Source organism: Mesorhizobium sp. B2-9-1, assembly GCF_006439455.1.
Classification (GTDB): domain Bacteria; phylum Pseudomonadota; class Alphaproteobacteria; order Rhizobiales; family Rhizobiaceae; genus Mesorhizobium.
On sequence record NZ_VFTP01000004.1, the window covers coordinates 92,027 to 115,248 of the forward strand.

Here is a 23,222-nt window from a genome sequence, read left to right on the forward strand (position 1 = left end):
ACAAAGCAGGCGGCACCGATAACGACATACGGCCTGGCGGCTTCGATACAGGCGGTGAGCAGACCTTTCAGATTTTCCATGGTCAATGCTCCCAGCCGAACCGGCGCGCGAGCAGATGCCACCACTCGGCCGCGGCGGCGACGGCAAGACCGAGGCCGGTCTCCAGCGCCATTTGAATGTCGGGATCGGCGGAGAGTGCCGAGGCGTCGTCGGCGGCCAGGAGGCCGCGTGCGACAAGCACGCCCGCGCCATAGCGCAGGGCGATGCGGATGATGACGGCAATCATTGGCAGAACACTCCGAAAAGATTGCAGGAAAGATGCGCGGTCCAGGCGGTGAGCGAGCCGAGCGCCAGCGCGATCAGCGCGAGGACGCCGGCTACCTTGGCTGGCGATGCGGATTTGTGTGGCACAGCGAGCGCCTCGCCGGCGGCAGGCGATCTGGCGCCGGCAGGGGTTGCGGCTAGCGGAACGTCATCGGCGGACGCAGGCCCCGGCGAAACGGATCCCTCAGTCGCCGACGGCGCGGCCGACATCAGCAGCGCCTGCCGGCGCACGGAGGCGACTCGGGCGCTCCAGCCCCGGCCGAAGCTCGGCCAAGTCGATAGTCTTTCCAGGAAGGCGAGCCGCGCGTCGCACAGCGCATCGATGACGACGCCGGCGGGTTTTGCCCTCACCGCCGCCAGCGTGGCCGGGCCAATGCGGCCATCCTGAACAACGCCGAGCACACCTTGAAGATACTTCGCCGCCCTGCCCGGCCCGCTGTTCACGGCGAAGTCGAACAGCGCGTAGTCGATGCCGCCGGGGAGCTGAGCGCCCGCTACAGCATCCCAATAGAAACGGCGGTAGACGGTGGCGACTTGGTCATCCGAGATGGCGCGCAGATCGGCCTTAGTGCCGTCTGCTTTGACGTAGCGGCGGAAATTGGCGAGCGTGACGCCCTTCATGGTCGCACCGCCGGGGTCGGCGGGGTTGTCGGACCAGCCGCCTTCGGAGGCGAGAACGAGCGAAAGGGCACGCGCAAAGTTGCGGTCCATGGGAGTTCCTTTCGGATTATGTTTTGGATATGGCCGGCGCCAGGAGAGGCCGATGCGCGACGGCGTGACCTTGAGGCGCACCGATGTTCAGGCGGAGACGTTTGACGAGGCGGCGGCAACGCTCGGGCCGGTCAAGGGTGGCTGAGCCGGGAGCCGACAGCGGCCGGACTAACTGGGCTGCTTAAGTGACGATCACTCGGCAGGAGCGAACGTTCTGCCCCTCATATGCCTGATGCCGACCAGTTCTCCCATGCCATCGAGTTCCATCAGGCAGCCATCTGGACAACCCAGTTGGTGCCGTCTGAAATCAGCAGCGCCCACTTCCCCGCAGTAGCGGCAAGGATAGCAGTTCCGGCCGCGCCACCCGCAAGCGGCACGACATTCGCCGAAGCAGAAACTGTCGTGAAGGCTACAGTCGTCTTGATGAGGATCTCACGGCCGAGCCAGCTGGACGCCGATGGTAGGGTGGCGACGCAACTTGACCCCTTCGTTACGATAATGCTGTTTTCCGCATCTCCAACCGTGAAGTCAGCACTTTTCGTGACTGGGCCGGAACGCCCAAAGCTGCCTGATACCATTGACATAAACCCCCTATTGTCGACGGTCACCCGATCGGTGACAGCAGCCGCGCCGTCAGAGGTCGTCGAAATTTTAACCTTACCAGGCATGTCCCCTACGCCGGGAGTGCCGTCCACCACAATGGAGATGGACGCGGCCGGCGGAGCGTTCACGCCATCATCGCCGTAGCCGATCACTGTCGCAAGAGTGTCACCGTTCTGAACGATCGCGCGCGCTCCCGGCGAGGTTCCTCGAGACTTGAACATCCCGATAGTGGAGCCCCCCACGGAATTGGCCCAACGATAGAAATTCCCTTGCGCGCCGCCGGCATCCGTGCCGTGGGATTGGAACTGCGGCGCCGAGGCGCTGGTCGCCCCCACTGCCACCGACGTGCCATAACCGAGCATGAACTTGCCGAGGAGGTAGGACAGGACGGCTGTGCCGAAGTTCCTCAGCAACCCTGAGGCTGGTTTCGCCCCGGTCCGCCCAATGACGTTGTTGGCGATAGCTCTACCGATCGCCCAACAGCCAGCGCCTGTAGGGTGTGCCGTGTCTTGCCACATAGCGGCGGAAGTCCAGCCGGGATAAACGAACTGGCGTGTCTCCGGCTCAACCTGCGCGCACTGCTGGAGGACGGTATTCATCACGTCCTTACCGGAGGTGCCCCCCAAGACTTCCGGCATGAGCCCGCAAATGGTGACGGGCAGCTCGCGAGGATACCACGTCTCTCCGCGGAACCTGGTCTGTACTGTTTCGAAGTCCGTCTGATAGGTCGTTGGCGTTGCGATGTCGCCCTCGCCCTGCCACCACAGCATGTGGCTGATCTTCGACCGGCCGAGCAGCGTCAACGCCGCTTCGACGTTGCTTTTGCAGTTCGCATACTGGTCCGGTGAAGATGCGCCCGCCTTCCACTGAGCGATCCCGTTCGGCGGTACCAGCAAGCCGACGCGGACCAGATAGACCTTGCGAAGCGGGTTATTCTCGGCAATTGCGGCAGCGAAAGAGTACGACGTGTTGATTTTCGTGCCGTCGAGCGCCGCAAAGGCCGTCCCGGTCGTGCCGTCAACGCCGCTGTAATTCCAGTTGTAGAGGTTCGTCGGCGGCGTCCACAAATAGTTCTCCTCTTTGCCGATGTTCGATTGTCCTGTAGCGAGGATAACGATGGGATCTGTGGTGATCCCAGGCAGAGCCGCCGCCGCAGCAGCGGACGCCGCCGCCGAAGACGCGCTGCCCGCCGCCGCAGTGGCTGAATTCCCTGCATTGGTCGCTGCGGTCGAGGCTGTCGATGCTGACCCAGCAGCAGCCGTCGCCGACGTTAACGCGGCGCTTGCCGAGCCGGAAGCGGCCGTGGCCGAGCCGGCCGCATTGGTGGCGCTGGTGGCCGCCGCATTCTTGGAGGTGAGTGCTGCGGCCGCGCTCGCGGCGGCGGCATTGGCAGCATTCACTGCGCCGCCAAGCGTGTCCTGCGAGAGATAGAAGCTGAGCACGATCGGGTCGGCGCCAATCACCGGATCCAGCGTCTCGAAGGCATAGACGCGATCGACCGAAACAAGCCCCTCCTGCACATGCACCGTCGTGCCCTTCTGCATCGTGCGCGCGGTGCGGGCGTCTGCGGCGCGAAACCACTGGCCCTCGCTGGCGGTGTAGATACCGTTCTGGGTCTGGTCGGCCTGGTCCTTGACCAGCACGCGGTCGCCAACTTCGGCGGCCACGCCGTCGATCGTCTGCAGGGCATAAAGGGTGTTGTTCGCGGTCGTCGCCAGGCGCACGGGTTCGCGTTCGCCGGTCAACAGGCGAACGGCGGCAGTTGCAGGTCGGGCCATAAGGCTTGCTCCATGAAAAAGCCTCGCGAGAGCGAGGCTGGAAAGATTGGCTCAGTGCGTGGGCTGAGGTCGGGCGGTTAGTCCTGGCCCGTATCGGGATGCTAGCGCAGCAGCTTGCGCTGGGCAGGCGTCATGTAGTCGTCTGCGACCTCGGCAGGATGCGCTCTTCCTCGGTCGGCATTTTCTCCGGCCCGGTCGGCGGTCCGAACACGATCCTGAGCGCCATCGCCTCGGGCGCCGCCATCTTCGCCGTTACGCACAAGCGACGAGTTGGCTGCCGATAGAAATCGGGCTTTCGCCTCGACGGCGATGCTGCTGCGCCCTCGCCAGCGCGCACCGTGCCCGCGCTGTAGGCAGCAAGCACGACGGCCAACCTGTTCATGGCGCAGATTTCGGCTTCCGTTCGGCGTTGTCCATACTGATACAAGCCACCGGCGTTGCTTAACGCGGCATTCTCTACTAAAGTAAAAGTAGTCGATGGTTCCCGACACTAGCCGATTTGATCCCTGAAAGGGTGCAGCTCCGGGACGGAGCCGTCGCCGCTTTCCGTTTCGCTGACGCCCGAACCCCCGCGCTCTTCATTTCGAAATGATCATAATAGCGTCGCCCATCCGGGTGTTCACGCACGACAATCTGAATCAGTGCTTCATGACCGTCCATCGTGATCGCGCGTTCACAGTGATAGATATTTGAAATTTCGGCTCTTGCCTTGCGGTTTGCTTCACTCCTTATGAACCGGCCGACGCGATCAGTTCGTCGAGCTTGAGGGCCGTGGCGAGCGCTGCCCTTGAAGTCTGCCCCCGATCGTCAAAGACTTCTTGAGAGTCCTCCAAGGGATGAGAATTTTCGAACAGTCACTAGCATTGACTACCATTTTGCCGGCGCAATATTGCACGAGGAATTTACGGTGACAGTGCACTACTTTTCAAATTCGATAAACTTGAGCTGGACCTAAATAGGTGACGCACACCGAGAACTCTCAAAATCCGAACGGATTCTATGGATTGGGGTTGGCAGACCGCTGCGCCGGTTGACTCAGCTGCGCTCTTCTCGATCGTCGAACGGTTTGAAGCTGGCTAAAGGAAGCCCCAGTTCATCCAGCACGTCCAAGATGCGCTCCGACATGACGAGACGGAGATTCGAGGCAATGCCGAAGTCGTCACGACCTGCCTTTCCATCGACCTTCAGCCAGACAAGCGGTGGGAGCTTTACGTTGGAAAAGACGTCGCGAAAATTATCGGAGATTGTGATTTCGACGTCTGCGAATGTAGCGCCGGAGAAGCCAGCCTTTATCAGGGCACGCTTGGCCTCCTCCGTCACAAGAAAGCAAGGAAAGCTTTCTATGAGAACATCACCCGGCCAGCCATCGATCTGATAGACGAGCTTGCTTACGATCGGCGGATGCACGCTTCTGTCCGCAACAGTTCCGCGACCTATTTCGCCAGCGCTAACAGGTTCTACGTAAAAATATTCCATCAATCACCTATTGGCGAGTCGAAAAGATGCCCGTACTTCTGGTCGATTTCCGTGGCTTTATCAATTACCTGCTGGCGAGTGGCGGCTGGATGAGTTTGATAAAAATCCCTCCACTCACCTTTAATTACCTTCTGGTGCAAATTCGTGTCAAATTCTCCACGAATTCCGCGAAGATTCTCAATCGAATTTATTTCCTGCTCAGTAAACAGCCCCGGATACTTCTCGAGAACCTGCTGCTCAATGCTATGATGGACCACGTAGTCATCTGCATTTAGGTTAGCATTCCGACTAGGCGAATTAGGGCGCTGTCACCCTAATTCCAAGATCTTCAATCTTCTTCCGGTTCATCGTACAAACGAATTCCGGCCGATTCATTGCCCAAACGCTCGAACACATCCAAGGCACGCTCTGAAACCACAAGCACGTGATTTGGAGCCATGCCGAAGTCGTCATGTCCTGGCTGCCCATGGATCTTCATCCAGACGAAATCTGGAAGTTTCGTTTTTGGCTGCAGCCGATAAAATATTTCCGAGGCGGTCACTTCGACATCAGCAAACGTCACCCCAGAAACACCGATCTTCAACAGTTCCCGTTCTGCTTCTTCGGTGACAAGATAGCACGGGAAGCTCCTAATCAGTACGTCACCGATCCAAACGTCAATCACGTAATGAAGCTTATGGACAATCGGCGGATGAACGCGGTTATCGAGAACCGTATTTTTGCCGAAATCACCCGCAACAAACGGCCTTAGGTAGTAATAATTCATCGTTTACCTCTCCCTACCGACAGGTGGAACGAAATGGTGACCATACTTTTTGTCCATCATTGTTGAGTGATCGAGAATCTGCTGCTCTGTCGGATTAGGATATCGTGCGTAGAATTCGTCGTTTTCACTCCTAATGATCGAAAGGTGAAGAATATCATTGAGATCCTTCGGAATTCCGCGAAGATTCTCTACTGAATTTATCTTTCTCTCCGATAAAAAACTTAACCGATCGAGTAATTGCTGCTCGGCCGGATGATGGATTACCAAATCGTCCATGTTCACCTCGGGGTTCGCCTGAGCGTACCCTTTCCGGTAATTATTCGTAAGTGCGTCTCCGAATTTCGCACCGGGATGCTCTACCCGACTGGGGTCTCTCGCGAACAGCTCCTTCGCAATTTCTACAGCCATCTTGCGCTCCAGTTTTGACTTCCGAGGCGAACGCGTCGTCTGGTGTCCGCCTCGCAGGGGGCTGGACGTCGAAACATCAGAGGGGGTTTTGGGATCGGGAGCTGGAGGTTCCCCGGTATCATCAATCGGCTTCGTCGGTTGCTTGGAGATTTCTTCAGGCTGAGGCCCTCTCAGCGCAGTGCTTTCGTCGCCACTTATCAACTCAACACGACCGGGAGCAACTTCGGAACCTGGCATCTTCGCCGCTGCCGAATTGCCGATCGATCGTTCTGCTTGCGCTGCCGCTCCAGAACCGATCCGCTCAACGGCCCGCGGCATCGCAGCCTCAAGAACTCGACCAACCCCGGGCACCGGTATCCCCCAACTCAATGCGTCGCCTTGCTGACGCATCATCACCTTCTCGGTGCTGTTCGCTGGCTCGTAGTACCCATGGCTGAAATCGGGAGGCTCGCTTGATCCAAGGGAAACAACGTAGCCAGCCCCTTTGATCAATTTGCCCGCGAATATCCCGGCATTCGCAGTTTCTTTGCCGACGGCTTTGGCATCCGCTCGAAATACTTCGCCACGGAAAGGCCTGGCTTGCCACCGGGGAGAATCCCGCCCAGACCGGCCTGATCCAGTTCCCGGACCAGAGCTGCTCGCACGACGGGACCTTTCGTGTGCAGGAACAACTCGCTTGCCTTTGCGTAGTTGTCCATGAAGTCCATACTTCCGCTGTCACGATCCTCGGCAAGCTGGAGGAGAATGGAGAACGGCACGGGCTGGAGATTTTCATCATCAATGCCCAATGCTTTTTGCCTGGCGACGGACAATTCTATTGTTCTGTCGTATGTGTCCTGGTCATAAGCCTCTGGATCGGAAGGCCCAGTGCCAAATACGGCTTTCCAGCCCGCGGAGATATCTTGAGACGTATCGCTGACATAGCCACCTGAATCGACCCGCCTCCTCTCCAGGACCAGCTTTGCCGCGACGGCGGTTGCCCCGTCGCGCTCTTTGTCTGGCGACGAAGCATTTGGCCCAGCCCCGGCATCGTTAAGGGCGGCATTGATGGCCTGGTTCGACATGGCCCCCATGTCGAAAATCTTCTTTCCGACATCGACCTGCCATTCGAGATCCTGCCGGCGCTTAATGCCTTCTTCCGGGCCGTAGACGATCTTGTAGGCATCCTCGCCCGGTATGTTGCCTGAGTAGGTGCCGGTCCGTGCGATCTCGTCGGGAGCTTCCGCTTGGGCGCGATCGATGGCGGCGCGGATATTGACCTCTTGAGCGAGGCTGGCGGCCTTCGCCTGTCGACGGATCGCTTGCTGTTCTTCTTCGGGAACGTCGCCGAACGCCTGCGCGATCGCTTCGTCCGGCGTCTTGTTGCGACGCCAGTCGCCCTTCGCGGCGGCCTGCTCATCCTGCGCCCCTGCACCAAGCTGCGACCGCACAGTCTCGCCCATGCCGTCACTGGCCACCGGTCCGGCGCTCAGCATCTCGGCGGCGCGGCGCGGGTCCTGCGCGATCAGAGCCTGCATCCGCGCCTTCGCCGTGCTGGCGCGCCAGTCGGCTTCGGCCTGCAGCCTGATCTGCGGGTCGAGGTCCATCTTGGCGATGAGATCGAGTCCGGCCTGCCGGGAGGCGTCGAAGGCGGCGGTGTCGTTCGGATCGCTTCGCGCGATGTTGTCGAGTTCGGCGCTGTGAACCTCCGCCAGCTGGTTCTGTTCATATTGCTTGCGCTGCTGATTTTGCTGCAGCGCCAGGCGTATTGCGCCCGTCTCCCGCAGCGCTTCCTTGCGGCTGGCAAGACCGGGGCGCAGCTCGGGCGGAACCTGCTTCAGGAAATTGCCGAACAGCGTGTCGAACTGGCCGGTCCTTACCACTTGGCCCGTGTACGGATCGACCTGGCCATACATGGCCTCGTGCAGGCCGGCGCCGTCGGCTGGGGAATTGGCCACCGTCTCGGCCTCGGCCTGGGCGAGCTCGCCGTTCAGCCGGCGCGCGGCGATCTCGGTGTCGAAGGCCTGCTGCTGCGCCTTGCGCTGCTCATAACGCTCGGCGGCTGCCTGCCACCTGTCGCCGAGCTGCTGCATCGCCTCGCCGACTGGCGAGGTGTCCGGATACTGCACCGCGTTGCCGGTATCGAGCCGGCGCTCGCCGACAAAAAGAGGGATGATGTGGACCATCTCAGTAGAGCCCCGTGTAGCCGCCGATGATGGCCCTGCTCGCCCGAGGCGAGAGCGACGAGCCGCCGAAGGTCACGGACTTGGCCGGATCGTAGAGGCCGGACAGACCGTCGATGAGGCCACTGCCCGCCTTGAAGATCGAGGCCGTCATCGCCTGGCTGCCCTGGAAGCGCGAGATGGCGGCCTGGATGTTGAGATTGTTCTGGCGCAGCCGCGAATTGTACAGAGTCGCATTGAGATCGACCTGACCCTGCCGGGCATTCGCCGCCAGCACCTCGGTCGGCGAGCCGGCAATGCCGACTCCGGAAGCGCCCGCCTGGGCGCGCGCCTGGGCTTCGAGCAGATCCTGCTTGCGGCGTTCCTGCCTCTGTTCAAAGGCGGCGCTTTGCGCATCGGCCTGCGCCTGCTGCTCGTAGGCCTTGGCCTGGTAATTGGCCAATTGCTGCTGCTGGGCGCCCTGCATCAGGGCGCCGCCGACCGAGACGGCCGTGCCTGCCAGTCCAAGAAGAGCTAATGTGCACATGGGTTCAGCCTCGCAGGGTCTTGGGTTTCCTGGTTGCGCCCGCGACGGGCGCGCGCAGCGCCGGGCGTTGGTCGAGCGCGCCGCCGGTGCTGATCAGCGAAAGGAGCAGCCGGTCGGCCGCCAGACCGGCGCGGCTGAGGCGCGCCGGCGGCGCCGCGCGCGGGCCGGCCATGGCGGCGCGGCGGGTAGCGGCAAGGTTCACCTTCAGGCGCGGCAGGCCGGCGGCGTCGAACAAGCCGTTGGCGGTGGCGATGGCGCGCGACAGCGCATCGGCTTCAAACAGTTCCTCGCGCAATTCTTCGACCAGCCGGCGAACAGCGCGCCAGCGGGTGCCGAGAAGTGCCGCCTTGCCTTCGATCTCATCGGCAAGCGCCTCGATGTCCGCGCGGGCCTCGCTTTCCGCGGCGGCATCGCGGCGGCTGCCGGCGGCGGCGATTGTTCGTTCCAGCATCGCAATCTTGTCGTTGTAGTCGTCGAGCGCGGCCCGCGCGGCAGCGAGATCGCCATCGCCGAGAATGGCGCGGTCTTCCGCTTGCTTCAGGCCTTGCCGGCCGGCGGCGGCTTGCGAGAGATCGGTGTCGAGCAAAGCGATGACGGCTGCGAAATCCGCAGCCGTCCGCGCCCTGCCGAGAGCTTCGGCATGGGGTGTCATGAGGGTTCCTTGGGTGGGTGGAGCGGAGCGAAGGAGAGCCAATCTCCCCCTGTGGGGGAGATTGGCAGCTTCAGCGCCGGCGCTTAAGGCTCGGCGTCGAACACCGGGGTAAACGCACGGATCGTGCAGGGCGTGGGATTGACGTGGCGGATCTTCACCCTGCCCTGCCCTTCCCAGCTGTCGTCGATCGGCACCTCGGCATTGCCGGTATAGAGCTTCGCCTTGCCGTCGGGCGCGACGATCGAGGGCATGCGCACGGCCTCCCAGCGGCCGCGGATGAAGGACTGCACCTGAAGTCCTGTCGTGTCGGTCTCGAGCAGCGACAGGATCAGCTTCGCCACCTTCTTGCGGCGACCGATGATCGAGCCGTCCCGGCCGCCGACATCGAGCTCCAGCGTGTCGGCCTGCGATTGAAACGGAAGCCCGACCTGCCATTTGGCGGCCGCTGCGCCGCCAGGCAGCGTCACCTGGCCGGACGCGACGGCGACGCCGCGAAAGACCTTGCCGTCGGCCAGCACGTCGACTTTCTCGCCATTGAGGTGGCCGAGGCCGGAGACAACGTTGACCGCGGCGCCGGAATAGGTCAGCCCGCAATCGACCTGGAAGGCGTCTTCCAGCGCGCCGTATTCGAAGGGCGTCTGCATCACCTCGATGTAGCGCCTGGTCACGCCGCCGACGGTGCGCTTGACGATCAGCCAGATGTCGTCGACGCCGTTCTGTCCGGGCGTCACCACGGCACTTTCGACGATTGCCCAGTCCGACCCTGAATACGACCCGCCGACGCGGTGGCGGTGCATGCCGCGAACTTCCTGGCTCGGCTGGTGCGTGTATCCCCCAAGCTCTCCATTATCCAGCGGAAACCAAAGGATGGGGTCCGGGTCCGTCTGGTAGGCGAGTTCGACGACACCCTTCTTCGGGATGTGCTCCGATATCTGGCCGATGTCGTCGGACTGATAACGGGTGGTCTGCACCTGCGCCAGTTCGGCAATCGAGCGGCGCGAGCGCGTGACATAGAGGAAGGACTGGCCGGCATCGACGGGGCGGATGCGGGCGCAGCCGAAGGTGCGTGAGCGACGGTTCTTGAAGGAGGACGGAGTCAGCGCCTCGTCGATGCCGGAGCCCGACAGCGCGCGGATGCCGCCGGAGGTGCCGATCAGAAGCGCGCCGTCGGAATCGGCGATCCAGACGATATCGTTGGCCTGGCCGCCGCCGGCCTGGACAAATTCCAGCGCGTCGTCGTCCTTCTCGCCGAGCGCGAAATTGTCGAAGTCGCCGGTGGCCGAAGCATAGACGGAGAAGCGACGGCTGAAAGCCAGACGCTCCTCGTATAGCGAGCCGGACTCGACATATTTGCCGGGCACGAAGGTGCCGAGCCGCCAGCGGGTGATCGGATTGGTGTTCGGCAAGGCATGGCCGTATAGCACGATCTTGATGACGGTCGCGTTGGTGCGGCCGGTGATCTTGGCCCAGCGCCAGATGCCGTCGGCGCCGAGCAGCCTGATGGCGCGGCCGACATCGGTGGGCTGAAAGCCGGCGCCGTCATTGATGCCGGCGGTACCCGAAGCGGTGAGATCGAAGGGTGCCTGGTCTGAAGCGGCAACATGAAAGGCCAATTCCGCGGCCTGACAATCCACAGCGTCCGGTCCACCGCCCCCGGTGAAGGCCATCTGGTAGTACTCGAAAGCTGCCTGATTGTGAAATTCGTAGAACCGTGTCTCGCTGTTCGCCCAACCCGTCTCAGCTGTCCGGGAGTCCAACGTCACCCAGGTCGTACCATCATTGGAGCCCTGGATCTCCCAACCCGTGAAGTAATTGTTGTCGGAGGTGGCGGTCGGATAGGTGGTGAGCCAATAAGCGTCTACGACCCGTCGCGCGCCGCCAGGACTCTGATAGCGGATATAACCATCGGACCCGCCGTCCAAAGTGACCTTGTTGATCTTATCCCGATTGAACATCCGGTAAGCATCGGTGCCGCCGCCAGAGGCCGACGCCGTGCCATAGGGGGACGTGTTCCCCGTCATTTTCGGTGTCAGGTGACCAGTGTCTGACGGGGTCAGTGTGGTTGCCGTGTCATTGATGTCGTCATAAGGCCCATCCCGAAACTCGAAATCATCGAGGGCCCAGACGGTATGGGCGGTGCGGGTCAGCACCTTGGGCGGATAGTCGCGATGGGTGATCCACATCTGGTCGGCCGACTGCACATAGGCGAGCTCGAAAAGATCCGCCTCGAGATAGGGTGAGGCGATCTCGACCGTGCCGACGCGCGCGCCATAGGCGTAGACGCGGATATACTGATCGCCGAACTCCAGGCAGTAGGCCTGCTCGGAGGAGAAGATGAAAGGAATGCCGCGGGTCTTCTTCGCCGAGTTCTTCACCTCGTTGACGAAGTAAGTGCCGCCGCGCGCACGGATGCCGCCATGCGGCAGCGTGACGAAGTTCTCGCATTTGGCGAGCGCCGCGCGGTAGAGGTCGAGTGAAGCCCGCGCGTGCAGCCTGGGCGAGATTTCGCCGCGGGTGAAGACGTCCTGGACCGGGTAGAGCGCAGCCATCAGCGAAAACTCCGGAAATCGCCGCGCTGAGCCGCCCAGGCGCCGGTATAGAGCCGGCCTCCGCGCTGGATGGCGTTGGCGCTGAAGGCGGCATCGAGCGCGCGGTCATAGGCGGCGCGAGCGATGTCGATCATGCCGGCCTTGTGGGTCAGCGGATGCGCGATCTTGATCGCCAGCGCCGCCACCAGCACTTCGGTGAACAGCGCGTCCCAATCATTCGGATCGGAGAGATTGGCAAGGTAGCGGATGGTCAGCGGCCCAGGCTGGTCGCAGTAGATCAGCCCGGCCTCCTGGCGCCAGGAGATCGGCTGGCCGTCCGGCTCGCCATTTCGCGTCAGCGGCAGCGGACGGATGCAGTCGGCCGGCAATTCATAGGCATAGTTCAGCGTGCAGTCGCCGCTGCCGGTATCGGCACCTAAAACCTGCGCCGAGAGGATGGCGAAGACCCAGGCGTGCTTGGCGAGCTCTCCTTCGCGGGTGAGGTCGTGGTGGAGGTTGAGCAGGCGGGCCGCCTTGACGTCCTGGTCGAGACAGTCGATCGGCGCTTCGTCGAGAACGGCCAGCGCCATGTTGGCGATGTCGAGCGGGGTGATGGCCATGGGTTGGTGATCCGTGGTGGGAGAAGTTTCGTCTTTGTCCCCGTTCACGGGGAGAAATGCCCGGCAGGGGCAATGAGGGGCAGCGCCGGCGTGAACAATTGGCACCAGCCTTGAAGCGCCGGCGCTGCCCCTCACCTGCCTGCCGGCATCCTCTCCCCGTATAGAGACGGGGAGAGGAGCGCTCTCATCGGCCTTATGCTTCCGTCGTCTTCAGCGCGATGAAGCTCATGTTCTTCACGCTCGACGCGGTGCGGTCCCAGTTGACGGCCAGCGCGAGCTCGGCGTCGGTGGCGAACTCGCCGGCGCTGGAGGCATCAAGGAACCTCGTGCCCGGCACGTGCGCCACGAAATGCCGGCGGCCGACCATTTCGGTGACGCCGCCGCCATGGCCCTGGCGCGGCTTGCGGTCGAACTCGAGCGGGCCGCCTTCGGAGTTGACCGGCAGCTCGTTCCACAGGATCGCCTTGTCCTTGAACATGAAGGCCGTGTAGACGCCGGCCGCGACCGGGATGTCGTCGTCGACCACGCAGCGCAGCCCCATGTAATAGGGGATCAGCGGCCCGCCCTGCTCCGACGACGGCACATAGTCGATCAGGTCGGCGAGCTTGAGGGCCTTCATCTGCTTGGAATGCATCCAGATGGTGCGGAACTTGTCCGCGCGATCACCCATCAGGTACGCCGCCTCGATGATGTCGGTGTCGACGATCGAGGCGCCGGTGGTGCGCACCAGGTCGCCGCCGTCATTGGCGACGTTGTCGGCGAGCACGCCCTTGAGGATACCGAGCAGGGTGAGCTTGTTGGCGCGCTGCCAGTATTCGGTCTGGCGGCGCACGATCAGCTTCTGCGGATCGTCGCCGGCAAGGATCGCGGTCAGATCCGGAACGCCCCAGGCCTGGGCGCGCACGTTGCGGGCGGCGACCTCGCGGCGCGAGCCGATCTTCTTCATCTCGATGGAGTCGGCCGGATCGTCATTGACCGGTTCGGACGGATCGTTGCCGAGATCCTTCCATCCGGGCATGTCGACGGAGCGACCGCCCATCGACAGTTTCGAGGAAATCGCCGGATCGGAAAACAGGATGCCGGCCTGATAGATTTCGAGGGACTGGACATGCTCCTCGAACGAGTACTGGGCATAGACGGACGGAACGATCGCGTCCGCGATGCGGGTATAGGCGTCTGCCATTTGGTCTTTCCTTTGAGGCTGGTGAGGTCAGGCTGGCGGCTAGAGCGGGTTGTTGGGCATCCAGAGATCCGGATTTTCGCCGGCATCCCGGGCGAGCCGCCGGGCGCGTTGAGGGTCGCTTTTGACAAGGGCGGAGATGGCCGAAATATTGCGCTCGCCGATGGCGTTGCGCCGGAAGGGATTCTGCCCCCGCGGCGCTCCATCGGCGTCGATCGTGTCTTCGCGGAACATCGCCTCGCCGATCGCATGGAAGGCGCGGGCGATCTGCGGATCGGTCAGCGCGCCGTCGGACAGAAGAATGCCCTTCTGCTTGTAGGCGTCGACCAGGCCGAGCTTTTTCATCGCTCGGTTGGCGACCTCGAGCTTCTGGCGAAAGCCGTCGCTGTCGATCGGCCCCCAGTCGCGCACCAGCTCGTCATGCGTGGCCTCGACCGAGCGTGAAAGCGCCGCCTGCTGCTGCGCAGCCTGCTCGGCCATGTAGCCGACGAAGCGGTCGTGATAGGCCTGCGCGATCTTCGGGCTGGCGCCCGCTTCGACCGCCCAGGCCTTCGAGGCGTTGGCGAGCTCGTCCGAATAGGCGAAGTTCTCCGGCAGGTTTTCAGGCCGCCGGTATTCGACCTTCTCGGCCGAAGTCAGTGGACGCATCGCCTCCGGCAGTCTGGAATGGAACCTGTCCCACTCCTCCTTCGGCGCGTCTTTTGAGGGAACCCGCAGGCTTTCGCCCTGCTGGCGCTCCAGTTCCGCATAGGATGTGAAAACCCGATCGAGGTTTTCGGCCTTGGTCCAGCCCTTGGCTTCAGCGAGCTTGCGGTTGCCTTCGGAAAGACCGTCAAACCAACTTCTGCCGGCCGCCGGGGCGGACCCGTTGTCCCCGGAAGCCGGAGGCGTCGCCAGGTTGCCCGCCGGCCGCGAAGCCACGGACCCGGCCTCTGCCAGATCTGTCATGAGATGTTCCTTTCTTCTGCCTTCTCCCCTTGTGGGAGAAGGTGGATCGGCGCGCAGCGCCGAGACGGATGAGGGGTGTTGGAAGGAATGAGACGTTGGTGATTGGATGGAAGTGTGCGCCAAGCTGGAGCACCCCTCATCCGACCGAGCTTCGCTCGGCCACCTTCTCCCACAAGGGGAGAAGGAGAGCGTCAACGCCTACGCATTATCCCCCCAGTTCTCCCACAGCAGCGTGATCGTTCCCGTCACCGTAAGCGTGCCGTCGGCATCGATATCCGTGCCGGTGGCAAACGCCAGATTGAGATAGAGGTCGACCGGCGTCGCCGAGCCGTCGAGCGTCGAGGCGGCGGCGATATCGGCGGTGGAGGCCGAGGAGAGCGTCGCACCCGCGCCGTCCAGCGTGCGGCCGGTGGAGGCCAGCACATTGACCATGGTGCCGGCGAGCGTGGCGCTCGACGCCGCCGCCGAGCCCAGCGACCAGGTGAGCGCGGCGTTGTCGTTTATGGTGGATGCGCGAGTGGTCAGCACGGCAAACTGCAGCCTTGCCGTGCCGCCCTTGATGCGCACCTTGCCGTCAGAAAAATCGAAGATCTTTTGGCTCGCATAGGCGAGCGCATCGGTCACCGGCACCTGCATGCCGGCGAAGGTAAAGACGGTGCGGTAGGAACCGCCCTGCCCGCTGGTCACAGCCTTGAGGCCGAGCTTGGGCGGCGCAAGGCCTGCCTCGCGGGCAGCGGCGCGGGCAAGGGTCCGGGGAAGTCCTCGGGTCATTTCAGTTCTCCATTCTTGGGGGGAATTTTCTGGGGGTGAGGCGTGGTCCACCCGGCGGACGGAAAGCCAATTGCTTGGCTTTCCGAACAACGAACGCCGAAGCGACAGCGACGGGCCGGGTGTTACCGCTCTATGGACGCGGCCTTGACTTGTGTGTATCAATACACAACATGAAGAGTGCCGATGTCATCGACAGGTTGTTTGCGGATGGCTGGTTCGAGGTGGCGCACAGGGGCAGCCATGCCCAGTTCAAGCACAGCACCAAACCAGGCCGTGTTACGGTGCCGCACCCCAAGCGCGACATTCCGATCGGCACGCTGAAATCGATCGAGAAGCAATCCGGCCTGAAGCTGAGGTAGAAATATGCGTCACTATATCGGACTGATCCACAAGGACGCGGACAGCGACTTCGGTGTCTCGTTCCCCGACTTCCCCGGCGTGGTCACTGCCGGAACGAGCCTCGACGAGGCGCGCATGCTGGCCGAAGAGGCGCTGGCCTTTCACGTCGACGGCCTTGTCGAGGATGGCGGGGCCATTTCCGAGCCGTCCTCGCTCGAGGACGTGATGGCCGACGAGGACAATCGTGCCGGCGTTGCCATCCTGGTCACGCTGAAGGCCGAAACGACAAAGGTGGTGCGCGTCAACATCACCATTCCGGAAGACGTGCTCAGCGAAATCGACCGCTATGCCGAACGTCACGGCTACAGCCGATCCGGGTTTCTGACCGCTGCCGCCAGACAAGCGATGCGTAACGAAGCGGCCTAGGAACTTCGCATTCTGATTCAGGCGGGAGCACCATCCTCTTGTTGACACTGATCTTTCCGGTTTGGAAACCATGGCGTTCAACCGCCGGGAAACCGTGACTCACTTCGTGAGCGGGCTCCGCCGCCGTTCCGCCGCAATGCGACCGCAGTTCATCGCCGTTCGCCCCCGTCGTCTGTCCCTGGGGCTTCAGAGGAGTTCTAGTGATGATCATCAAGAAGGCTATTCTGGCGGTTCTGATGACCGCGGCACTTGCCGGCTGCGAGACGCAGACCGAAGGCCAGCAGCGGGCCACCACCGGCGCATTGCTGGGCGGCGCCGGCGGCGCGCTGGTCGGCCAGGCGATCGGCGGCAACACCAAGAGCACGGTGATCGGCGCCGCCAGCGGTGCCCTGCTCGGCGCCGTGGTCGGCTCAGCCACCACGCCGCAGCGCCGCGGCGACCAGCTCTGCCGCTATCAGGACCGCTACGGCCGCATCTACACCGCCCCCTGCGACGACCGGTACTACAACGGCAATTATTGATCATTAGCCGCCTTCTCCCCGTTCAACGGGGAGAAGGTCCCGGCAGGGGGGTGAGGGGCAGCGCCAGGATCCGAGATGCTGGCGCTGTCGAGGGCTCAATCCGTCCACCCATCTATGGGCGCATCGAGAATGAGTGCACCGGGAATGGTGCCCACTATGAATCTTGTCGACGCCTACGGCTGATAAATCAGCTTGGTGAGGACATCGGAAGCCTCGACGCCGCCTATTCCTCCGCTCGCCCCGCCTTACGCAAATCCCCGATAGTTCGAATGGCGGCCGGCGGAGACCGAATTGCACGCGTTCTACACCGTCCGCACCGATGATGGCACGGAAGCGCTATTTACGCAGCACGATATCGGCTGCGCGCCGTAGGCAAATTGCTGCCGCCGACCGGCGGCGGGGTGCCCTAAAGCCAAGACGGCCGACATCGCTCAACTACCTTTGAGCTCCGGCAAAATTCTCTCGTCGAGGAATTTGAGGCGGCCGGCCAGCATCTCCGCATTGGTGGGATTTGCGTCGACATTTACCGGTATCAACTTCGCTACCGACTTTCCCTGCCGCGCGGCCTTGACCCATTCCTCTAGGGCACCAATGTAGCCATCAAGAGCTTCGAAAGGCGTGGCGGCGTCATCGGCAGGAATATATGTCGGCGGCACGTCGCCAACGATCACCATGTCCATCGGTTCACCTCGGGACGCCCAGGCTCTATTTCGAAAAGGAAGATGTAGATTATTCCCTCGGCGCCATATCCAAGATATTCGCCTTTGATGGATAGGACCCAGTTGTAAAACTCGAGATATTGACGGGCCTCGACCCGGGCGGAATCCAGGTCATCGTCTCCAGTGCTGACATCAGCAGGTGGCAAGCGCGTGACGCTGCCGAGGTCTGGATTTGCCATCTTGTCCATTAGCTGCTCGGCTCCCGATCCTCAATAGCACTTCGGTCCAGCTTTTATGACACGCCAACTCTCTTAGCTCGCTTCCATGGCGAAGATTTTGTCTCACGCCAGGCATGCCAACCATAAGGCAAATCAGCCAGTTCCATAACAGTCTCATCTCTATCGACTATTTTTCTTAAAGCCAGAATCATAATGTCGTCATCATCAAATTCCTCAGACTCATGCGCATGAAATTGCCATGCTCCATCGTCATCGTCATGCACAACGCGAGCAATCCACCCATTGCCACGTATGGCCTTCCTGTTTACAAAGACAGCGACATTTTCCGGATCTTCAAATTTCCAAATCATGGTTTCCCTATTTGTTCGATTTATTTCTATTTCTCGTTCTTGCTACAATTCTCCCGTTACTATAGCTATTTGTGCCTGGAGTTTTTGACGGATCGGCAGGAGATAGCGGATCAATATGGTCAACCTGAGCTTCATTCAGCGGCGGCGTTATCCCCTTTTTACTCTTCTTAGCCCGAACTAATTCTTGTCCGTCTTCGTCGTCTCTTAAGATTCCACCGTTCCTTCTCATATTCTCTTCAGCCATCTTTACCTTCTGCACTTTGGTAAAATCCTTGCCAGGCCCGACAGTTGGCGGATCTTTTAGGTGCGAATAAGGTCTCGCTATGACCTCATCGGTCGGGGCGCTTAGCGGTATTTCTTCCGCTTTGGCGACCAATTTTGATGAGTCTACATCATCCGAAGCGACCTTTGGCTTTGCAACGGTCGAACTACCTGAAAATCTCGCCGCTATCCGGCTGCCAATCGCGCCGAGGCCCTCTGCAAGAACGTTGAGGCCGGCGCCTCCAACTGTGCCGGTGAGCACACCCTCGGGAATGCTTTCATCGGTGTTGTAGGCATATATCCCACCGTATACGCCACCGGTGGCGCCCGCTACGGCCGTGCGAGTGCCGAGGCCTGTCAGGCCTCCGCCTTCCGCCGCCGCGCCGGCACCAGCTCGGCCCAGCAGACCAAAGAGGCCTTTTGCGGCGCCGTAGCCGGTCAGACCAGCGCCAAGGGCCTCGGCCGCCCAACCGGCCCAGCCGGCTCGGTCCTCCGCATCCTCCGTTTCGGCCTGCTCTCGGGCCAGACGCTGCTCGTAGCTCTCGCCCGATACTGAGGTGGCCAGCCCAGCGACAAGACTGTCCGCGCCCCCGGCGGTCGCGCCCTTGGCTATGGTCCGACCGATATCGCCAAACGCCGTGACAGGTTGCTGCAGCCACCATGACATGGTGCTGTATTGGGCTCGGGCCGGATGTTCCCCGATCCAATCCATCTCGCCTTTCAGCTTGGCGATCTGACTTTCCAACGCCTCTGGTGTGACGCTGGGATCTTGGGCCGCTTGTGCGCGCAGTCTGGCTTCCGCAGCCAAAGAAACCTGCTTGGCCATTGCCCTGCGTGCGCCCGGGTCGCGAACCGCCAGGACAAGCGAACTCAACTCGGCAAGACGCTCGTTGAATGGCTTGCTTGGGTCGATGTATTCCGCAGCCTGCCGGTCAGCGAAATCCCAAGGCAACGGCAATCTTTTGCTGAAACCCAGTTGCTGCTGGGCTGCTCCCGCCCAGTTGACGGCGGCTTGAAATTCCTCGGGCGTTTTGACCCTGCTCCAGTCCGGAGCGTCACCGCGAAACAGCTGGCTGACGTAGGCGACGGGATCGGCGTCGCGGGCGGCCATGAGCAGTTGAGCAGCGCCGACCTTGACGTCGTAACGCTCGCGCGCTTCCAGCGAACTGCCGGGCCTGGGCCTGGAGTGCAGGAGCTCGGCACGGATCGCCTGGTTCGACGCCGCATGCATATCGGAGTAGGCTTTGCCGATGCCGGTGTTGATCCGGAATTGTTTGAATCGTTCTGGCCCCAGGTCGGCGCCGTAGACCTGGACGAAGTCCTGCGCGGTCGGGTCTTCCTCGGGATATTTGCCGGTGGCCGCGATGACAGCCGGCGCGCTTTGCTCGGCAAGCATGACCCGCGCATTCGCACCGATCATCTGAGCCGCTGCGGCGTTGTTGGCCTGAGCCTTCAGCGCGGCAAGATCGCCGGGTTTTAGGTAGGTGATGGCATCGAGAGGTATGGTTGCCGGGCCATCCGTGCCATCAGGCTTGGGCGATTCACTTCCTGCCGAGTTCGCGCTGTCTGCAGCAGTCGCACCGGATATCCCGGCGGCAGCTTGAGCCGCCGCACCGGCATTGGCGACAGCGGACGCCGCGGCGCTCACCCGGCCTGAGGTCGCGCCGGCCTGCGCCACGCCTAGCATCTCGGCGGCGCGGCGCGGGTCCTGCGCGATCATGGCCTGGACAAGCGCTTTGGCGGCATTGCTCTTCCAGGCCGCTTCCGCGACGTGCCGGGCAAGCGGACTGCCGATATTGGCTATGAAATCGAGGCCGCGCTGCCTGATCGCTTCGAAGTTGGCCGTGTCCTTGGGATCGCTTTGCGCGATTGCGCTGGCGTACTCGTTTTCGGCCTGGCTCCACTCGTTCCACTCATAGCCGTCGCGCTGCTGATTTTGCTGCAGCGCCAGGCGTATTGCGCCCGCCTCGCGCAGCGCTTCCTTGCGGCTGGCAAGACCGGGGCGCAGTTCGGGCGGCACCTGCTTCAGGAAATTGCCGAACAGCGTGTCGAACTGGCCGGTCCTTACCACCTGGCCGGTGTACGGATCGACCTGGCCATACATGGCCTCGTGCAGGCCGGCGCCGTCGGCGGGGGAGTTGGCCACCGTCTCGGCCTCGGCCTTGGCGAGCTCGCCGTTCAACCGGCGCGCGGCGATCTCGGTGTCGAAGGCCTGCTGCTGCGCCTTGCGCTGCTCGTAGCGCTCAGCGGCGGCCTGCCACCCGTCGCCGAACTGTTGCATCGCTTCGCCCACAGGCGAAGAGTCCGGATATTGCACCGCGTTGCCGGTATCGAGCCGGCGTTCGCCGACAAAAAGAGGGATGATGTGGACCATTGGACTGTTTCCTGCCCGGGCGGTTTGAGAGGGCGCGCGGCGCCGAGCCGCCGAGGTGGCGGCCGGTTCGGTGGTGCGGATGGGAGGGTTCGGCTGGAGCCTGGATGGATGCGATGAGGGGCGCCAGAGTCTCCTTCTCCCCTTGTGGGAGAAGGTGGCCGCGAAGCGGCCGGATGAGGGGTGCTCCAGCTTGGCGCGCCGCTCATCTCACCTGAGGCGGAGCTGAGTTTGGCGACGCCTCGTTTCTTCCAACACCCCTCATCCGTCTCGGCGCTGGCGCGCCGATCCACCTTCTCCCACAAGGGGAGAAGGCAGAGGCGCTATCTCTCCTCGGCCCGTGCCGCTTTTTCCAGCGCGGCGAGGTCGGCGTCTTCCAGCGCCAGGAAGCCCATGATGTGCTGCACCACTTCCGCCCGCGCGTTGGAGAGCGCGCTGTGCAGCTCAAAACCTTCGGGCGTCTTGGTGCGGGCCAGCCAGTCGCCGTAGGACGGCCGGCGGTAGTAGCCGGTGGCGGCGGTGAGGTCGGCCAGCACCAACTCGCCGTCCTCGCCGGAAAAGACGCGGCGATAGGCCTTGGTCAGCGCCTCGCGGGCGGCGAGCGGGCCGCTGGCGTCGGAGGGGCGGGCGAAGCGTTTGCGGCTCATGCGCCACCATTGGCGACGCCGCCCGCGGGGCCGGCGCCCTGCCCGCCGGGAATCGCGCTTTGCGCGCCGCCGGCCGGAGCGCCAGCTGCGCTGCCGCCAGCCTGGGCGCCCTGCATCATCGCCTGCAGGCTGTCCAGCAGGCCGCTGTCGCGCGCCTGGACGGCCGCCGGCACGGCATCCTTCGCAACCTTGCCAGCGGTGGCGATCGCGACCATGCCGGCCTGGGCTTGCTGCGCCTGCGCCCTGGCTCCGCGCAGACCTTCCACCTCGTCCTTGCGCCGAAAAATGCGCTGCGGGCTGCGGCCGGCGCTCTGCACGACGCGGATCGCCTCGTCGCCGTCGATATTGTCCATGATGCCGGGATCGAACTGCGCCATCTGCATGGCGGTGGTCACCACCTGGATGGTGTCGCGGGCTTCGGCCGAGCGGCGCAGCACGTCGAGCGGGCCGGTGAAGGTCGGCCGCACCGCTTTGCCGGCGAGACTGTCCGGCGGACGGAAGCGGCTGTCCTGGTCGTAGAGGCCCTTGTCCTCGAGGATGGACAGCTCGCGGTCGAGATTGGCGGCGAAGCCCGCCTGGATGATCGAGCCGGACGGACCGAGCAGCGCGCCCTTCTCCTCCTGGCGGATCAGCGCCTCGGTGGCGGTCATCTGCGGGTTCTGCACCAGCGTCTGGAACAGGTTGACGAACATCATGTCGCGGATCTCCTCCGCCCGGCTGGCCGCATAGTCGAAGGCATAGCTCGGGTTCTGGCCGGTGGCGATCGGCTGGATCAGCGGCCGGCCATTGTCGTCGATCAGGCCCGGATAATTCTCGCCGGGATTGAGCACCGGCACATAGTCGAGCCTGGCTTTCGAGGCAGTCGGCGGATCGGTGATCTGCTGCAGCGCGCGCAGGCCTGAGCGGCGCACGGCATTCTCCTCGCGCACCGTGGTCAGCGCCTCGATGGCCGGCGAAATGCCATAGGCGTCGCCCTCGTAGCGGCGCCAGTTGAAGGTCGAGACCGGAAAGGTGCGGAAGCCGCTCTCCTTCACGATCTCCTCCTCGTCCTCGATGACGTGGTAGGAGGCGAAGGCCTGGTCGAGATATTGGTAGGAGCCGCCCTTGCGGTACATGCGGCGCTCGTCGCGCGGCTGGACGCACTGGATGAGCGATATCTTCTCCTCGCATTTGGCGGGATCGTCGACGAGCGCCTTGATGCGCGCCGGTAGCTTTTCGTAGCCCAGAAGCTGCGCCGCCTGGCGGGCCGTGCGCTCGTAGCGGCGGTGAAAAATGTCGACCTGGCCCCAGCGGTTGCGCGACAGATAGCCTTCGACCACGGGGATCGAGGCGTAGCGGATCGGCGTGCCGCCAAAACCTTCCTCGGCATAGAGATAGGCCGGGCCGTAGCGCACGACGTTCCTGAGGCAGGCTTGCGTTGCCGGCACGAAATTGGAGTTGGCGGAATAGCGCAGTGCGAACAGGAAATCGCGCAACGCCTCCGCCCATTCCTTCTCTTCGTCGGTCTCCTCGTCATTCATCTCGGCCGTGGTCAGCCCGTGCCATTTTTCGGACTGCGGGATGATCAGGCTCTCCAGGCCGGCGGCGAGCCGGTTGGCGGCGGAGTTGATGGTGTTGGCGTAGACGCGTGAGCCGCGCCGCTCCTGTCGCTCGGCCTGGCTCTCGCCGTGGCCGGTGCGGCGACCGGACCAGATGTCGGGCGCATCCGGATCGCAGAACTCGGCCACCGCTTCCCAGACGGGTTCGTAGGCGGCGCGTTCGGTCTCGAGTTCGGCCTGTCGCGACAGGATATCGCGGGCGCGGGAATCGGTCATCTTGGATCTCGCTTGTTTGGCGGGGGCATCGAAGCTGCCAATCTCTCCCCTCGTGGGAGAGATGTCCGGCAGGACAGAGAGGGGCGCGAAGGATCGCCAACCTCTGAGGCGAATTTGGCCAACGAGCATGGCCGCGGAAGAG

Annotated in this window: 25 protein-coding genes; 3 read left to right on the top strand and 22 right to left on the bottom strand. The window is 62.8% G+C overall.

Going from position 1 to position 23,222, the window contains the following annotated elements; all coding sequences use genetic code 11:
* Positions 1–82: 82 nt before the first annotated feature.
* From FJW05_RS10425 to FJW05_RS10500, 16 genes are all read right to left on the bottom strand, one after another.
* Entirely contained in the window at positions 83–286 is a 204-nt protein-coding gene (locus FJW05_RS10425) for a hypothetical protein (RefSeq protein WP_140631230.1), read from the bottom strand.
* Positions 283–1,035, bottom strand: coding sequence for a glycosyl hydrolase 108 family protein (locus tag FJW05_RS10430; protein WP_140631233.1), 753 nt, complete (start codon positions 1,033–1,035; stop codon positions 283–285). The genes FJW05_RS10425 and FJW05_RS10430 overlap by 4 nt, the downstream gene beginning before the upstream one ends.
* 266 nt (positions 1,036–1,301) lie before the next feature.
* Entirely contained in the window at positions 1,302–3,416 is a 2,115-nt protein-coding gene (locus FJW05_RS10435) for a sialate O-acetylesterase (RefSeq protein WP_140631239.1), read from the bottom strand.
* Positions 3,417–3,546: 130 nt separating this feature from the next.
* Positions 3,547–3,798, bottom strand: coding sequence for a hypothetical protein (locus FJW05_RS10440; RefSeq protein WP_140631242.1), 252 nt, complete (start codon positions 3,796–3,798; stop codon positions 3,547–3,549).
* Between the two features lie 653 nt (positions 3,799–4,451).
* Positions 4,452–4,892: a hypothetical protein gene (locus FJW05_RS10445; RefSeq protein WP_140631245.1), complete on the bottom strand. Its 441-nt coding sequence runs from the start codon at positions 4,890–4,892 to the stop codon at positions 4,452–4,454.
* The gene (locus tag FJW05_RS10450; protein WP_140631249.1) at positions 4,892–5,149 is read right to left on the bottom strand and encodes a hypothetical protein; all 258 of its coding nucleotides are present in this window, start codon (positions 5,147–5,149) and stop codon (positions 4,892–4,894) included. The genes FJW05_RS10445 and FJW05_RS10450 overlap by 1 nt, the downstream gene beginning before the upstream one ends.
* Positions 5,150–5,220: 71 nt before the next feature.
* Positions 5,221–5,658 (bottom strand): hypothetical protein, encoded by a 438-nt coding sequence (locus FJW05_RS10455; protein ID WP_140631252.1) that lies wholly within the window; start codon positions 5,656–5,658, stop codon positions 5,221–5,223.
* Between the two features lie 3 nt (positions 5,659–5,661).
* Positions 5,662–6,558 (bottom strand): hypothetical protein, encoded by an 897-nt coding sequence (locus FJW05_RS10460; protein ID WP_140631256.1) that lies wholly within the window; start codon positions 6,556–6,558, stop codon positions 5,662–5,664.
* Entirely contained in the window at positions 6,555–8,231 is a 1,677-nt protein-coding gene (locus FJW05_RS27375; RefSeq protein ID WP_181164900.1) for a hypothetical protein, read from the bottom strand. The genes FJW05_RS10460 and FJW05_RS27375 overlap by 4 nt, the downstream gene beginning before the upstream one ends.
* Position 8,232: 1 nt before the next feature.
* Positions 8,233–8,754, bottom strand: a complete 522-nt coding sequence (locus FJW05_RS10470) for a hypothetical protein (RefSeq protein WP_140631258.1) — start codon at positions 8,752–8,754, stop codon at positions 8,233–8,235.
* 4 nt (positions 8,755–8,758) lie between these two features.
* A complete protein-coding gene (locus FJW05_RS10475; RefSeq protein WP_140631261.1) occupies positions 8,759–9,406 on the bottom strand; it encodes a hypothetical protein in 648 nt (215 codons plus the stop codon).
* An 83-nt stretch (positions 9,407–9,489) separates the two neighbouring features.
* A complete protein-coding gene (locus FJW05_RS10480) occupies positions 9,490–11,955 on the bottom strand; it encodes a hypothetical protein (protein WP_140631263.1) in 2,466 nt (821 codons plus the stop codon).
* A complete protein-coding gene (locus FJW05_RS10485) occupies positions 11,955–12,554 on the bottom strand; it encodes a hypothetical protein (protein WP_140631269.1) in 600 nt (199 codons plus the stop codon). The genes FJW05_RS10480 and FJW05_RS10485 overlap by 1 nt, the downstream gene beginning before the upstream one ends.
* Before the next feature lie 193 nt (positions 12,555–12,747).
* The gene (locus FJW05_RS10490) at positions 12,748–13,737 is read right to left on the bottom strand and encodes a Coat protein (RefSeq protein ID WP_140631273.1); all 990 of its coding nucleotides are present in this window, start codon (positions 13,735–13,737) and stop codon (positions 12,748–12,750) included.
* 39 nt (positions 13,738–13,776) lie between these two features.
* The gene (locus FJW05_RS10495; RefSeq protein WP_140631276.1) at positions 13,777–14,682 is read right to left on the bottom strand and encodes a hypothetical protein; all 906 of its coding nucleotides are present in this window, start codon (positions 14,680–14,682) and stop codon (positions 13,777–13,779) included.
* 198 nt (positions 14,683–14,880) lie between these two features.
* Entirely contained in the window at positions 14,881–15,453 is a 573-nt protein-coding gene (locus tag FJW05_RS10500; RefSeq protein WP_140631281.1) for a hypothetical protein, read from the bottom strand.
* Positions 15,454–15,623: 170 nt separating this feature from the next.
* On the opposite strand from FJW05_RS10500, the gene FJW05_RS10505 reads away from it, so the two are divergent.
* From FJW05_RS10505 to FJW05_RS10515, 3 genes are all read left to right on the top strand, one after another.
* Positions 15,624–15,812 carry a type II toxin-antitoxin system HicA family toxin gene (locus FJW05_RS10505; protein ID WP_140631283.1) on the top strand — a complete coding sequence of 63 codons (189 nt, stop codon included), beginning with the start codon at positions 15,624–15,626 and terminating at the stop codon, positions 15,810–15,812.
* Between the two features lie 4 nt (positions 15,813–15,816).
* Positions 15,817–16,218: a type II toxin-antitoxin system HicB family antitoxin gene (locus FJW05_RS10510; RefSeq protein WP_140631286.1), complete on the top strand. Its 402-nt coding sequence runs from the start codon at positions 15,817–15,819 to the stop codon at positions 16,216–16,218.
* Positions 16,219–16,421: 203 nt separating this feature from the next.
* Positions 16,422–16,739: a YMGG-like glycine zipper-containing protein gene (locus FJW05_RS10515; protein WP_040980804.1), complete on the top strand. Its 318-nt coding sequence runs from the start codon at positions 16,422–16,424 to the stop codon at positions 16,737–16,739.
* Positions 16,740–17,170: 431 nt separating this feature from the next.
* Here the strand turns inward: FJW05_RS10515 and FJW05_RS10520 are convergent, their stop codons facing one another.
* The 6 genes from FJW05_RS10520 to FJW05_RS10545 all read right to left on the bottom strand — a co-directional run bounded on the left by FJW05_RS10520 (position 17,171) and on the right by FJW05_RS10545 (position 23,080).
* Positions 17,171–17,419 (bottom strand): hypothetical protein, encoded by a 249-nt coding sequence (locus tag FJW05_RS10520; protein WP_140631288.1) that lies wholly within the window; start codon positions 17,417–17,419, stop codon positions 17,171–17,173.
* Positions 17,407–17,646, bottom strand: a complete 240-nt coding sequence (locus tag FJW05_RS10525; RefSeq protein ID WP_140631292.1) for a hypothetical protein — start codon at positions 17,644–17,646, stop codon at positions 17,407–17,409. The genes FJW05_RS10520 and FJW05_RS10525 overlap by 13 nt, the downstream gene beginning before the upstream one ends.
* 44 nt (positions 17,647–17,690) lie before the next feature.
* The gene (locus FJW05_RS10530) at positions 17,691–17,987 is read right to left on the bottom strand and encodes a hypothetical protein (protein WP_140631295.1); all 297 of its coding nucleotides are present in this window, start codon (positions 17,985–17,987) and stop codon (positions 17,691–17,693) included.
* 7 nt (positions 17,988–17,994) lie between these two features.
* Positions 17,995–20,622 (bottom strand): hypothetical protein, encoded by a 2,628-nt coding sequence (locus FJW05_RS27380; protein WP_181164901.1) that lies wholly within the window; start codon positions 20,620–20,622, stop codon positions 17,995–17,997.
* Between the two features lie 320 nt (positions 20,623–20,942).
* Positions 20,943–21,266, bottom strand: a complete 324-nt coding sequence (locus FJW05_RS10540) for a hypothetical protein (RefSeq protein WP_140631298.1) — start codon at positions 21,264–21,266, stop codon at positions 20,943–20,945.
* On the bottom strand, positions 21,263–23,080 hold the full coding sequence (locus tag FJW05_RS10545; RefSeq protein WP_246673333.1) for a portal protein: 1,818 nt from the start codon (positions 23,078–23,080) through the stop codon (positions 21,263–21,265). The genes FJW05_RS10540 and FJW05_RS10545 overlap by 4 nt, the downstream gene beginning before the upstream one ends.
* Between the last annotated feature and the right edge of the window lie 142 nt (positions 23,081–23,222).

What these genes read in the sequence shown, in the direction of transcription:
- FJW05_RS10425 (WP_140631230.1), bottom strand. Translation starts at nt 286, where the DNA reads ATGATTGCCGTCATCATCCGCATCGCCCTGCGCTATGGCGCGGGCGTG.
- FJW05_RS10430 (WP_140631233.1), bottom strand. Translation starts at nt 1,035, where the DNA reads ATGGACCGCAACTTTGCGCGTGCCCTTTCGCTCGTTCTCGCCTCCGAA.
- FJW05_RS10435 (WP_140631239.1), bottom strand. Translation starts at nt 3,416, where the DNA reads ATGGCCCGACCTGCAACTGCCGCCGTTCGCCTGTTGACCGGCGAACGC.
- FJW05_RS10440 (WP_140631242.1), bottom strand. Translation starts at nt 3,798, where the DNA reads ATGAACAGGTTGGCCGTCGTGCTTGCTGCCTACAGCGCGGGCACGGTG.
- FJW05_RS10445 (WP_140631245.1), bottom strand. Translation starts at nt 4,892, where the DNA reads ATGGAATATTTTTACGTAGAACCTGTTAGCGCTGGCGAAATAGGTCGC.
- FJW05_RS10455 (WP_140631252.1), bottom strand. Translation starts at nt 5,658, where the DNA reads ATGAATTATTACTACCTAAGGCCGTTTGTTGCGGGTGATTTCGGCAAA.
- FJW05_RS27375 (WP_181164900.1), bottom strand. Translation starts at nt 8,231, where the DNA reads ATGGTCCACATCATCCCTCTTTTTGTCGGCGAGCGCCGGCTCGATACC.
- FJW05_RS10470 (WP_140631258.1), bottom strand. Translation starts at nt 8,754, where the DNA reads ATGTGCACATTAGCTCTTCTTGGACTGGCAGGCACGGCCGTCTCGGTC.
- FJW05_RS10475 (WP_140631261.1), bottom strand. Translation starts at nt 9,406, where the DNA reads ATGACACCCCATGCCGAAGCTCTCGGCAGGGCGCGGACGGCTGCGGAT.
- FJW05_RS10480 (WP_140631263.1), bottom strand. Translation starts at nt 11,955, where the DNA reads ATGGCTGCGCTCTACCCGGTCCAGGACGTCTTCACCCGCGGCGAAATC.
- FJW05_RS10485 (WP_140631269.1), bottom strand. Translation starts at nt 12,554, where the DNA reads ATGGCCATCACCCCGCTCGACATCGCCAACATGGCGCTGGCCGTTCTC.
- FJW05_RS10490 (WP_140631273.1), bottom strand. Translation starts at nt 13,737, where the DNA reads ATGGCAGACGCCTATACCCGCATCGCGGACGCGATCGTTCCGTCCGTC.
- FJW05_RS10495 (WP_140631276.1), bottom strand. Translation starts at nt 14,682, where the DNA reads ATGACAGATCTGGCAGAGGCCGGGTCCGTGGCTTCGCGGCCGGCGGGC.
- FJW05_RS10500 (WP_140631281.1), bottom strand. Translation starts at nt 15,453, where the DNA reads ATGACCCGAGGACTTCCCCGGACCCTTGCCCGCGCCGCTGCCCGCGAG.
- FJW05_RS10505 (WP_140631283.1), top strand. Translation starts at nt 15,624, where the DNA reads ATGAAGAGTGCCGATGTCATCGACAGGTTGTTTGCGGATGGCTGGTTC.
- FJW05_RS10510 (WP_140631286.1), top strand. Translation starts at nt 15,817, where the DNA reads ATGCGTCACTATATCGGACTGATCCACAAGGACGCGGACAGCGACTTC.
- FJW05_RS10515 (WP_040980804.1), top strand. Translation starts at nt 16,422, where the DNA reads ATGATCATCAAGAAGGCTATTCTGGCGGTTCTGATGACCGCGGCACTT.
- FJW05_RS10520 (WP_140631288.1), bottom strand. Translation starts at nt 17,419, where the DNA reads ATGGACATGGTGATCGTTGGCGACGTGCCGCCGACATATATTCCTGCC.
- FJW05_RS10525 (WP_140631292.1), bottom strand. Translation starts at nt 17,646, where the DNA reads ATGGACAAGATGGCAAATCCAGACCTCGGCAGCGTCACGCGCTTGCCA.
- FJW05_RS10530 (WP_140631295.1), bottom strand. Translation starts at nt 17,987, where the DNA reads ATGATTTGGAAATTTGAAGATCCGGAAAATGTCGCTGTCTTTGTAAAC.
- FJW05_RS27380 (WP_181164901.1), bottom strand. Translation starts at nt 20,622, where the DNA reads ATGGTCCACATCATCCCTCTTTTTGTCGGCGAACGCCGGCTCGATACC.
- FJW05_RS10540 (WP_140631298.1), bottom strand. Translation starts at nt 21,266, where the DNA reads ATGAGCCGCAAACGCTTCGCCCGCCCCTCCGACGCCAGCGGCCCGCTC.
- FJW05_RS10545 (WP_246673333.1), bottom strand. Translation starts at nt 23,080, where the DNA reads ATGACCGATTCCCGCGCCCGCGATATCCTGTCGCGACAGGCCGAACTC.